9 protein-coding genes are annotated in these 12609 nt (G+C 47.3%); 7 read left to right on the top strand and 2 right to left on the bottom strand.

Going from position 1 to position 12609, the window contains the following annotated elements; all coding sequences use genetic code 11:
* Window positions 1-241: 241 nt before the first annotated feature.
* The 6 genes from C7H79_RS10925 to C7H79_RS10900 all read left to right on the top strand — a co-directional run bounded on the left by C7H79_RS10925 (window position 242) and on the right by C7H79_RS10900 (window position 9193).
* Window positions 242-2200, top strand: coding sequence for a DNA topoisomerase IV subunit B (locus C7H79_RS10925; RefSeq protein WP_106707303.1), 1959 nt, complete (start codon window positions 242-244; stop codon window positions 2198-2200).
* A 6-nt stretch (window positions 2201-2206) separates the two neighbouring features.
* On the top strand, window positions 2207-4594 hold the full coding sequence (gene parC, locus C7H79_RS10920; RefSeq protein WP_106707302.1) for a DNA topoisomerase IV subunit A: 2388 nt from the start codon (window positions 2207-2209) through the stop codon (window positions 4592-4594).
* Between the two features lie 238 nt (window positions 4595-4832).
* On the top strand, window positions 4833-5882 hold the full coding sequence (selD, locus tag C7H79_RS10915) for a selenide, water dikinase SelD (protein ID WP_106707301.1): 1050 nt from the start codon (window positions 4833-4835) through the stop codon (window positions 5880-5882).
* The gene (gene mnmH, locus C7H79_RS10910) at window positions 5875-7071 is read left to right on the top strand and encodes a tRNA 2-selenouridine(34) synthase MnmH (RefSeq protein WP_106707300.1); all 1197 of its coding nucleotides are present in this window, start codon (window positions 5875-5877) and stop codon (window positions 7069-7071) included. Before selD ends, mnmH begins: the two co-directional genes overlap by 8 nt.
* A 222-nt stretch (window positions 7072-7293) precedes the next feature.
* On the top strand, window positions 7294-8376 hold the full coding sequence (locus C7H79_RS10905; RefSeq protein ID WP_106707299.1) for a transglutaminase-like domain-containing protein: 1083 nt from the start codon (window positions 7294-7296) through the stop codon (window positions 8374-8376).
* 493 nt (window positions 8377-8869) lie between these two features.
* Entirely contained in the window at window positions 8870-9193 is a 324-nt protein-coding gene (locus tag C7H79_RS10900) for a DUF4156 domain-containing protein (RefSeq protein WP_106707298.1), read from the top strand.
* Between the two features lie 141 nt (window positions 9194-9334).
* Here C7H79_RS10900 and C7H79_RS10895 read toward each other — a convergent pair whose 3' ends face one another.
* Window positions 9335-9829 carry a YbhB/YbcL family Raf kinase inhibitor-like protein gene (locus C7H79_RS10895; RefSeq protein WP_106707297.1) on the bottom strand — a complete coding sequence of 165 codons (495 nt, stop codon included), beginning with the start codon at window positions 9827-9829 and terminating at the stop codon, window positions 9335-9337.
* A 276-nt stretch (window positions 9830-10105) separates the two neighbouring features.
* On the opposite strand from C7H79_RS10895, the gene C7H79_RS10890 reads away from it, so the two are divergent.
* Window positions 10106-11125: a serine/threonine protein kinase gene (locus tag C7H79_RS10890; protein ID WP_258577636.1), complete on the top strand. Its 1020-nt coding sequence runs from the start codon at window positions 10106-10108 to the stop codon at window positions 11123-11125.
* A 181-nt stretch (window positions 11126-11306) separates the two neighbouring features.
* Here the strand turns inward: C7H79_RS10890 and C7H79_RS10885 are convergent, their stop codons facing one another.
* Window positions 11307-12608: a multiheme c-type cytochrome gene (locus tag C7H79_RS10885; protein ID WP_106707295.1), complete on the bottom strand. Its 1302-nt coding sequence runs from the start codon at window positions 12606-12608 to the stop codon at window positions 11307-11309.
* Window position 12609: the final 1 nt, after the last annotated feature.

Genomic DNA, 12609 nt, shown 5'->3' with positions numbered 1-12609 from the left:
CTAATTGTTACATAGCCTTTAAATAACCAAATAGCTAATGATTTCGCCAATTAGTTTTACATTCGCAGTCAAGTGACAATCCTAATTCTATTGACTTGCTCCGTTCATTCAATCAGACCCTGGTAAATGATAAAACTCTGCCAGAATGTGGCGGATTGTACATTTTTCACTAAACACATTCGATGGATGAATAGCTGGCGAAAAGAGAGATATATTTCGAGATCAAATCTATTTAATCATCATGACAAAAATAACTTACGACGAATCTTCGATCCGAGTCCTGCGCAAGCTGGAACCTATCCAGTTGCGGCCAGGCATGTACACTCGTACTACGGACCCCACGCATATGGTGGTGGAAGCCATCGATAATGCGGTCGACGAGGCGATGGCGGGGTATGCTGGAAATATCGGAGTGACACTTTACAGTGATGGCTCGGTCGGCGTCGCAGATGATGGTCGGGGCATTCCGGTCGGTCTGCATCCGGAAGAAAATGTTCCCACCATACAGGTTGTGTTCCAGGTGATTCACTCCGGTGGTAAGTTCGCCAAAGGCGAAGCGGACAGTAGTTATAAATTCACGGGTGGTCTGCATGGTGTGGGCGTTTCAGTCACCAATGCACTATCCACCCGCCTGGAAGTGGAAGTCAAACGCGAAGGCAAGCAACATCGCATCGTCTTTGCCGACGGTGAGGTCATTGAGCCATTAAGCGTAATTGGTACTTGCGGCGTGCGCAACACCGGAACGTCCCTTCGTATCTGGCCAAATGCAAAGTATTTTGATTCTCCATCGCCGCATCGCGGAGAGTTGGAACACTTGTTGCGCGCCAAGGCAATGCTGCTGCCAGGAGTTAAGGTACTCCTCAATATTGAAACTGCTGCGGGTTTTGATGTCAAGGAATGGCATTTTGAAGGGGGAATGGCGCAGTATCTCGATCAGATGATTGCTGAGGATGAGCCGATTGCGCCTGCTTTCTATGGAGAAAAATATCTGGCCGCTAACGAAACCTTCTCGGGTGGTGAGGGCGTGCAATGGGCACTGGCTTGGGTTATCGGCTCCAGTGGAGGCGAATCCTATGTCAATCTGATCCCGACATTGGGTGGTGGGACGCACGAAGCCGGTTTGCGTGATGTGGTGTTCAATAGTGTACGCACTTTCGCAGAACAACATGGATTGATGCAGCGCAACGTCAAGCTGGCGGCCGAGGATGTATGGTCCAAGCTGCGCTTCGTGTTGGCTCTCAGGATGGTGGATCCGAGTTTTTCTGGCCAGACCAAGGAAAAACTGTCCTCGCGAGAGGCCATTAAACTGGTTGCGGCTGCCATGAAGGATCCACTGGACTTGTGGCTTAACGAGCATGTGGAGGAAGCGACAAAGATTGCCGAGCAAGCCATCAAGAATGCCATCGATCGCGGCAAGACTGCTAAAACTGTTGAGCGCAGAAAAGGCTCCGGCGTGGCGGTGATGCCAGGCAAACTCACCGATTCAGAACTGACCGGTCTCAATGCCGAATTGTTTTTGGTTGAAGGGGATTCCGCTGGCGGTTCAGCCAAAGCGGGGCGTGATAAAGAGATTCAGGCGGTACTGCCGTTGCGAGGTAAAGGCATGAACAGTTGGGAAGTGGATCAATCGCAGATCCTTGCTAACCAGGAAATCCACAATATCGCCGTGTCGATGGCGATTGATCCGCACAAGCTTGATAGCGATGTAGATATGAGCGCCTTGCGCTATGGCAAGATCATCATCCTGTCTGATGCCGATGATGATGGCAGCCATATCCAGGCATTATTGCTCACTTTATTTTTCCGACATTTTCCCAAAATTATTCAACAGGGACATGTGTATATCGCTAAACCGCCGTTGTTTCGGATGGATGTGCCGGCACAAGGCAAAAGTAAGCCGCCACGAAAGCTATATGCTTTGGATCAGATGGAGCTGGATATATTGGAAGCACGTCTGCGCCAGGAAGGCGTTAAGGAAGGCGGTTGGACCATTTCGCGTTTCAAGGGGCTGGGCGAGATGGATGCGATTCAGCTGTGGGAAACCACTTTATGTCCGGATACACGCCGGTTGGTGAGGATAGGCATGGGCGATGTGGCACAAGCAGTGGGAACCTTCGATACCTTGATGGGTAAGTCGCACGCCAGCGAGCGCAAGGAGTTGATTACGATACACGGTAACGAAGTGGAAGCGGATATATAACGAAAAATGAAGAATATGGATCTATTTGATGCGCAGGATTCCTCCTTATCGGCTCAGGTGAAGCCGCAGGAGACCGAATTGCAACCACCCATACCGCCAGCGTCTGCTCCGAATGGGAGTGATAACGACGATGGTAGCATCGATCTGGCTGAATACACGCATCAGGTGTATCTGCGCTATGCCATCAGTGTGGTCAAGGGCCGGGCTTTGCCCTCAGTATCCGATGGCGAGAAGCCGGTGCAGCGCCGCATTCTCTATGCGATGCATCGCCTGGGTCTGACGCAAGGATCCAAGCCAGTTAAGTCCGCTCGCGTGGTTGGTGATGTGATTGGTAAATATCATCCCCACGGCGACTCTGCCTCGTACGAAGCGATGGTGCGCATGGCCCAGGATTTTGTGTTGCGTTATCCCTTAGTCGATGGGCAGGGCAACTTCGGTTCGCGTGACGGAGATTCTCCAGCAGCCATGCGGTATACCGAAGTCAGGCTGACTAAATATGCTGAATTGCTGCTGTCCGAAGTGGATGCAGGAACCGTGGATTTTCGTCCTAATTATGATGGCTCAGAACAGGAGCCAGTGGATTTGCCTGCACGCCTCCCATTACTGTTATTGAATGGTGCATCCGGCATCGCGGTCGGTATGGCGACGGAATGCCTGCCGCACAACATGCGTGAGGTGGGTAATGCAGCGATTGCACTGCTGCACAATCCGTCAATCAGTGTTGCTGACATCTTGCAACATATCAAGGGACCGGATTTCCCAGGCGGTGGTCAATTGATTTCCAGCGCTAAGGATATACGCGAAGCTTATGCAACGGGGCGAGGTATTTTTCGTGTGCGTGCACGCTGGACCATAGAGCAGCAAGCGCGAGGACAATGGCGTATGGTTGTGCATGAATTGCCGCCGGGTGTTTCCGTAAAAAAAGTACTGGAAGAAATTGGAGAATTCACGGATCCGCAAGTAAAAACGGGTAAGAAAGATTTGTCGGTTGAGCAGAAGCAAATGAAACAACTGTTTCTTGATGCACTGGAAACCGTGCGTGACGAATCCGGCAAGGATGCTTCCATACGTATTGTTCTGGAACCACGTTCTTCGCGCATGCCGCAAGAGCAATTCATCACCCTGTTGCTCGCGCATACCAGTCTGGAGTCCACGGTACCTGCCAATATGGTCGCAATAGGATTAGATGGCAGGCCGAATCAGAAGAATATTCTGGAATTGCTGATTGAGTGGGTGCGATTCCGTACTATCACGGTTACTCGACGCAGCCAGACAAGATTTGATCAGGTACAAAAGCGCCTGCATATCCTGGAGGGTCGCATCGCTGTATTGCTGAACATTGATGAAGTCATCAAAGTCATTCGTGAAGCAGACGATCCCAGGGCGGATTTGATGTCGCAGTTTGGCATTTCCGCTATTCAGGCAGACGACATTCTGGAAATTCGGTTGAGGCAGCTGGCCCGCCTCGAAGTCATCCGTATTGAGAAGGAAATGAATGAGCTGAAATCAGAAAACGAAGGACTGACTATTGTTTTGAGCAATGAAACGGCAATGCGTGACATGATCATCGGCGAGATTGAGGTTGACGTGAAAAAATACGGCGATGATCGCCGCACATTAATTGAAGTAGCGGAGCGTGCGGTGGCTAAGACGGTATCCGTGCCGGATGAACCCTGCACGGTTATTCTGTCTGAGAATGGCTGGATACGTCAACGCACGGGTCATGAAGTGGACCTGAGCACATTGTCATTCAAGGATGGCGATCAGTTGTTGGCTATTGCGCAAACACGCACCGCTTACCCGGTTGTGGTGCTGGATAGCGGAGGTCGTGCCTACAGCCTGTCTTCGACGGATATTCCTGGAGGGCGTAGCGATGGTGTGCCGGTGGTTTCCTTGCTGGATATGCCGCCCAAGATGAAAGCGGCTGTGATGTGCGCTGCGGCGCCTGATACCCAATATCTGTTCAGCTCATCCGGTGGATACGGCTTTATTGCTACGCTCAAAGATTTGGTATCCCGTCAGAAGGCTGGCAAGGCTTTCATGACGCTGGGCAAGGGAGATAATGTGTTGCCAGCGGCGAATGTTGCCAATGGCAATCTGGTTGCGGCACTGGGCAGCAACGGTAAGTTGTTGCTATTTCCGCTCAGCGAAATGAAGGAGTTGTCGGGTGGAAAGGGTGTGATCATTTTAGGTCTGAATGATGGCGAATCGCTGATTGCCACGACAGTGCTGCCGGAAGGTTCATCGCTGCAGATCAACGGTACAGGTGCGGGCAAAAAGCCATTGCAGATGGTGCTCAAGTGGGGAGAATTGCAGCCATTCGTATTACGCCGGGCACGCAAAGGGGTGCTGGCGCCGGTTAAGTTCAAGCCAGAGAAAATTAAAGCAATTTGAGCCGCATCTGATTTAATCGACAATCGGATAGGTTAACAATCGCCTAATTAGCTTAATTGGCCGGTTTTGCCGCTTGGGCATCCTGCGACTGCAGTCCGATAATAAAAAAACTAACGTATTCTGCTGATGATTGGATACAAATTTTGTAAATTTCTTATCGTTTGTCAGAGTGTTTGACACTCCAACCCCTTTCTTGTACTTTCATTTCCTATTCTTTTTTTTATACCCCAAAGTATTCATGAGTTCAGAAAAAATCGCACTTACACAGACCGTGCAAAAAGGAGGTTGTGCCGCTAAGGTTGCGGCTTCGGAGCTCCGTCGAATTTTGCAACAAGTAAAATTTCCGGCAGCGCATCCTGCTTTGTTGGTGGATGGGAGGCTTTTTGATGATGCTGCCATTTATAAAATCAATGACGAAATCGCTCTGGTTCAAACATTGGATTTTTTCACTCCTATAGTGGATACCCCGAAACTTTTTGGTGAAATTGCGGCGGCAAATGCTCTCAGTGATGTTTATGCCATGGGTGGTAAGCCACTAACAGCCATGGGAATTCTTGCATTTCCTTTGGCAACTATGGCGGAACATGTCATTGTAGATGTTTTGCAAGGAGCCAGCGATAAGATCGCAGAGGCTGGAGCTAATTTCGTCGGTGGACACTCTATTGATGACGATACTTTGAAATTTGGTCTTTCGGTCACTGGGTTTGTAAATCCAGGCCAAGCTTGGACCAATGCAGGGGCTAATGCAGGAGATCATTTGATTCTCACAAAAGCTCTGGGGACTGGGACAATGACGGCTACTTTAAAAAGTCAACATTTTCAAGAAGATGATATCATGGAGGCGTTGCATAGTATGGCTACCATCAATAATGCCATTGACTGCATGACTCAGGATTTGCAAGCAGCGGTTCACGCTGCTACGGATATCACAGGTTTTGGTTTTTCTGGCCATTCCATGCAACTTGCTAATGCCAGTCAAGTGACTTTAAGAATACAGACAGAAAAACTCCCGCGGTTTACTAAGACTTTTTTCTGTTTGGAAAACTCTTTTTTAACGAAGGCCCACAGAACAAATTCGGAATACACAGCAGCTAACATCGATGTTTCAAATCTTAATAATCTTTACCGGCTTTTAATTCATGATCCACAGACAAGTGGAGGCTTGTTATTGAGTGTTTCTTCTGAAGTAAGTCATTCCATGGTTCAGGTCTTGCGCACCAGGTTTAAATCTGCTGAGATTGTGGGAGAGGTTTTGCCTCGTCAAGATAAAGCGGTGGTCTTTGAGTAATCAAAATATCAGAATCGATGAAATAAAGGAATTATTCATAACGGAAACGCCGTTGATTGATGTGCGGGCGCCGGTGGAGTTTCTGCAAGGTTCTCTTCCTGGATCCGTCAACATTCCCATACTTAATAATGAAGATCGCGCTCTTGTTGGGACCACTTACAAGAATCAAGGCCAGGAGGCCGCAATCCATCTGGGCTATCAAATTGTTTCAGGTTTGGTGAGACAAAGTCGTCTGGATCAGTGGTTGAGATTTGTGCGAGAGAATCCACGAACCGTACTTTATTGTTTTCGGGGAGGCAAGAGATCGCAGATCGCTCAACAATGGCTAAAAGAAGCAGGTATTGAAAGACCTCTGCTTGCTGGCGGCTATAAAGTGGCGCGTTCATTTTTAATGGATACGATTGATCAATTCAGTGAAGATGGGAATCTATTTGTTATTTCAGGGCCTACGGGAAGCGGGAAAACCAGGTTGATTTATGAAGTAGGGGATACTTATCCTGCGCTTGATTTGGAAGCCATCGCCCGGCATCGTGGGTCTGCTTTTGGGGGACTCTCTATTCCTCAGCCGACACAAATTGATTTTGAAAATCAGTTGGCTGTGAGCTTGCTTAAATTACAAAACCGGACTAAATTTGATGGGCCGTTTGTGGTTGAGGATGAAAGTCGACTTATAGGAAGGGTTTGCTTGCCAGCAAGTTTCTTTAAACGCATGAGATCTTCAGAGGTCATTTGGCTGGATGAACCCATTGAAGCCAGGGTAGAAAATATTTTTGAGGAGTACATCCTTAACACTGCGATCGGTCGTGCGCAGCAGTGGCAGCAAAGGACAATGGAATCTCAAAAACAATTAGCTCAATACTCGGTCGATGAGATTGCAGGGTCACAGGAAGTTTTGCGCGGCCAAGCGATTCAGATCTTTGATAAATATAGAAAAGCGTTGCAAATGATCAGCAACAAACTTGGAGGAAAGAGATTTCAGGAGGTGCTGGGCGATTTGGAAAATGCACAATTGGATTTTTTGAATATGAACGAGACTCGATCGAGCAAAGTATGGATCGAAAAGCTTGTAAAATATTATTATGACCCGTTATACCTCAATTCTCTTGATCGCCGTCAAGTGATTCCCTGTTTTAAGGGTTCAAAAAAGGATGTCATTGATTACCTTAAATATCAAAAACAAGCCTTTTAAATTATAATGAAGGTGAAGAGGCCCTGCTTGCTTCACCGTAAAAGCATGGTTTAGCCGATTGGCTAGACATTATTTCATCGGATTCGCTTTTTATTTTTTAATTGTTTATCAAAATTATTTTTTTGCAGTGTAGTTCTTTATCCAGGCAAAGTTGACCGGAATCGCTACGCTCTTGAACCCCGACTCCGAACGAAACGGATTCATTGAACCGAGAACGATCACATGAAACGACGCAACTTTTTGCAGGCTGCTCTTGCGACCCCATTCATTGCCGGGATTTCGGGCTTACGTAATGCGATCGCCGATACGCAGGATGAGGGTTGGTGTACTTACGAGATGGTCAAGAAGCTGGAAATTGCCAATCCTTCCGGTGTTTCACGCGCCTGGACTCCATTGCCATATACGGCGAAGACTGACTGGCACAGGCCGCTGGGCAACACATGGACCGGGAACGGACAGATGAAGGTCATTACTGAACCGAAATACGGCGCGGAGATGCTCTATGTGGAATGGAAGGTGGGCGAGAATGTACCTGTGCTCGAGGTGACCAGCCGCTATGCGACGCGCAATCGCATCGTGGATTTGTCCAGACCCAATCTGAATATGCCCAGTCTGTCGCGTGCTGAAATGAAGCTCTACACCGAGTCGACGGAGCTCATTCCGACCGACGGCATCGTGCGTGAGACTGCGCAAGCTATCATCCGGCATGCTAGGACGGACCTCGAAAAGGCACATGCTATCTACGAGTGGATCGTGGACAACACTTTCCGCGACCCCAAGGTCAAAGGTTGCGGTTGGGGCGACATCAGGACAATGCTGGAAACGCGCTATCTCGGCGGCAAATGTGGCGATCTCAACGCTTTGTTTGTCGGTCTGGCACGGTCGGTCGGCGTGGCGGCGCGCGATATTTACGGCGTGCGCGTCGCGCCTTCGCAGCTGGGCTACCAGAGCCTCGGGCTCGGCGGCACCAATGCGAGCAAGGGACAGCACTGCCGCGCTGAATTTTTCGCACAGGGCATCGGTTGGGTGCCGGTAGACCCCGCAGACGTGCGCAAGGTTGTACTCGAGGAACCGCCCGGCAACTTGCAAATCAACGATCCGAAAGTCGTGGCGATCCGCAGGAGATTGTTCGGCGCCTGGGAAATGAATTGGCTTGCTTACAACACCGCTCACGACGTTGTTCTGCCGAACTCTCGGATCAAGATCCCGTATCTAATGTATCCGAACGGGATGACTGGCGGGAAAGTGCTTGATCAACTGGATTCCGACACCTTCAAGTACACAATCACAACCCAGCAATGTTAGACTTTAGACTCATTGTCTTTAATTGCATGTCGTCATACCAATTTGAACGAATGACGGCCTGAGCCAAGTGACGATTTAACTATTCATCTGGCTCGAAAATTTTGATTCGTCTATCGTATTGCATTTCTCGTAGCATCGCTAATATTCGCGGCTTGATTTTTCTCTCGCTCATCCAGATTAGATTGACTGTTGCTATAAAAAACATCAGCAGATGGCAATGTCTATGAACGAGGCTACCTCATTATGGACATGCTTCCGATAAAATCAAACTGCGCTAAGCTTTTCATTTTGCATTCACATTAAAGCTCACAAAGATAGGTTTAACTATATGCCATGGCGGTCAAACCTACACTCTCAGGAGGATTGTTTTTCCATAAACAAGCCGCGATAATTCCAGCTGAATGCTCTAGGAAAAAGGGTCACGACAAACGATTTCCCTGGATCTGAACCAGTAAACGCTGTATAAATTTTTGCCAATAAATGAGGTTGTATAATGAAAAAAATCGCTATTGCTGTTTGTTTTGGTTTAATACTTTCTTCCTGTACATGGGTTAAGGTCACCGAGAAAGGAGAAAGCGTGCGCTTGGTGCAATCAGCCAAAGCAGTCGAACCCTGCAAAAAAATTGGGAAAGTTAATACGAAAGTTGTAAGTGCAGTGATGTTTAATCGTGATGCAGCAAAAGTTGCAAGTGAACTTGCGGATCTGGCGCGTAACGAGGCAGCTTTGATGGGCGGCGATACGATCGTACCCACTTCTGAAATTAATGATGGAAGACGTAGCTTCGATGTTTATCAATGTTTCCCAACTAAAATGTAATGAGGAATTTATCTGAGAAGCTTGTAATAAACTGCCAGTGAGGACAGGGTTATCATAAGCAAGTTAATGTAATTATGTAATAATATTTTGTTATTGTTGCTTATTAATTGATTTCGATACATAAATAGCTGGATACTCAAATCAGAAAGGACGTTGATAGCGGCCAATTAATTCACCCTTACCGATGATATGGTTTTGCATGGCTTGTTCAAGTGCCGCCTTGGAAGGATGTTGTAAATCGGGCAGTACAGTGTCCAATGCGTAAAGTTTATGAAAATAACGGTGATTGCCGATTGGCGGGCATGGGCCACCGTAGCCTGTCCGCTTCCAGTCATTCATTCCCTGCAAAGTGCCAGGAGGGAGATTCTTTTCTGAAATTCCTTCGACCAAACCGTTAGCATTGGGAGGAATGTTATAAAGTACCCAGTGTACCCAAGTCATTTTAGGTGCGGCCGGATCAGGCGCATCCGGATCATCAATGATGAACACCAGACTTTTGGCGCCTTCAGGGATGTCTGACCAGTTAAGCGCCGGTGAAATATCTTTTCCATCACATGTGTAACGATTTGGAATCATGCCATTATGAGAAAAAGATGTCGATGTGAGTGTCAGAACGGCCAGAATCAACGCAGCCATGATTTTATCCTCTTCTTCAGAATGATCGAACGTTACCGCCTTCTTTTATCATAGAAAAAATTTCGAAAACTTTCCACTATTATTATTTATTGACGGTCCTTTTTTCAGCAATAACTCCCATCAAGTTATTTATGCGTGTATCCTTTTATTTAAGACATCAATTGAAAAGAAACGTTAATGAATATCATAACCAAGCTTGTACTCGACAGCATTGTTAACATGAATCACTCAAGATTGAGCCAATTCTATTACTTGAAAAAAGCTATGTGATGAGCAGTGAAATCACTTAATGTTCAAACGGCTCAAACATTGACAACGCCAACTTTCTCTTTACTTACCCCTGATTGCGTCATGAACGCGCTGGACAGTCTGGGCTATCACTGTGATGGTCGTCTGTTAGCACTGAACAGCTATGAAAATCGCGTTTATCAGGTTGGCATAGAAGACAGTCTGCCGCTGGTGACTAAATTTTATCGACCGGAGCGCTGGACGAATAAGGCAATACTTGAAGAGCACGCTTTCGTGCAGGAATTGGCAGAGCGAGAAATTCCTGTAGTGCCCGCATTATTGATAGATGGAAACACATTACATACCTTCAATGGATTCCGCTTTGCCATTTTTCCTAAGCACGGCGGACGTGCACCTGAGTTTGAAGATCGGAACACCTTGGAATGGATGGGACGTTTTCTTGGTCGCATTCATGCCGTGGGTGCACTCAAGCCGTTTAAGTATCGGCCTACACTGAACATAGAGAGCTTCGGTGCAGAACCGCTTGATTTTTTACTGACAAATAGCTTTATCCCGGCTGATCTCGATGCCGCCTATCGCAGCGTAGCAGAACAGGCCCTGGCTGGAGTTCGTCAGTGTTTTGAACGTGCCGGTAGCAATGTTAAAACGCTACGTCTGCATGGAGATTGCTATGCAGGCAATGTGCTGTGGACGGATAGCGGTCCGCACTTCGTGGATTTTGACGATAGTCGCATGGGGCCTGCGGTGCAGGACTTGTGGATGTTGTTGTCAGGCGAACGCACTGACATGGCGCGGCAGTTAAATGACGTGCTGGCGGGGTATGAAGACTTTTACGATTTTGATTCACGCGAGTTGCTTCTAGTCGAGGCATTACGCACTTTGCGCCTAATCCATTATTCGGCCTGGCTGGCACGACGATGGGATGATTCAGCCTTCAAGCAAGCCTTTCCATGGTTTAATACTCAGCGTTATTGGCAAGAGCGCGTTCTGGAATTGCGCGAGCAAATCCCGCTGATGGACGAACCGCCGCTAGGGGGGCTGATTTGATTAATATACAGGTTCGATGTGCGTACGATAATCAAACTTTGATTTCAAGTAAGTTCGTATTAAATACACACGAAATTCTCCGTCTCGCATCTGGATATAAATTTTAATGTCAATGACGCATTGTGTACCTTTGTGAGATCTAACACTACTCAGGTTAACGCTATTTTTGCAACAGAGCCGTTTAATTTAATGTCGCTTTCAGCTTTTGGAGTGTATCCACAAATCGGGTAGGCTGGTAGGCTTCATCGTTTTCGACTTGTTTGTACAAATCGTCAATCTGACGCCGAGATTGTTCGTTTTTGTTCATATCGATGATGATCAATTCAATCGCCATAACAGCTTGCTCGGCACCGATATAGTCACGAAATGCTCCTTCAATACCCATATTAATTAGGTCGAAAAGTATCTTTTCTTTTTCTGAGTCACCAAGCTCTATGCCAGCTAAGTCATGACTCAGCTTTTCAACAATGCTCAGTAGCTGATGGCTTATCGCCACAATCCGGGAACGGCTCTCGCCACTGGCTATCTGCAACGCCTCAGACAATTCTATAAGTTTTCTGGCAATCTTTCTATCCACCTGATGAGCGATAACGATAGCCATACGGAGGTGCCCATCTGCGATCGGCACGTTGCCGGGTTTGATACGGGCCGAATTCATCCGACGATGCCAGTCTAATTTATGCATGGAATTATTGTGACAAGAATGACAATCAAAAAGAGCGAGCTCCGGAAAAACCGTAGGCTGACTGATCAAAGGTCCCTGCAACATATGTAATTGCGATTGCGCTGCAGCGATTTGACCGAATGCCCAGGTCTTGGTGTGTGAGGCTATGGGTTTACGTTTCCTGTAATTCTCATCAGTCTGGAAATGGGGTGGTTGTAATGCCTGAAATGTGTCCAGTTCAAAGCTCAACCGAGGGTGTCCTGCACCCATAATCTGGTGAGTTGCAAACTTGTCATCGTTACCATAGTGGCAGGATAAACATAGTGCTGCACGATCAACAATATTAGCTGTAGGATACATTCCTCGTTTAACATTTTCTTGATGGCTAGTGTTTTTGTTTGTATGGGTATCAATCCAATTTTCCGATCCACCATGGCAAGCTTCGCAGCCGACCCCATCAGTTAATTGAAATCCCTCACCCCGTTTCTCTTTGGGGATATTGTCCGCATGACAATCCAGACAAATCTTGGCTGTATGTGCATTACGTAACCCGAGCTTTGTTGCGATCGCCTTGGAATCCTTGCTGAGTAGCGTCTCATATGCTTTAGAATGTCTGTCACTATGAGACCAGATTACATATTCATTGAGTGAGACATTATAATTCTCATTGGCCTTGATGGATCCGTGGCAGACTGAAGACGCACAAGTTGCCACGCCCAGATGTTTTTCCGAAGATTGATAAGGCAGCGGAGCACTGCTAACAGAAGTGACTAGAAGCCAGCTCAACACCCCGGCAAATCTGTAAATATTTGGAAACATA

This window comes from Nitrosomonas supralitoralis, assembly GCF_003011925.2.
GTDB lineage: Bacteria > Pseudomonadota > Gammaproteobacteria > Burkholderiales > Nitrosomonadaceae > Nitrosomonas > Nitrosomonas supralitoralis.
This window is presented reverse-complemented; position numbering and strand designations above follow the sequence as displayed.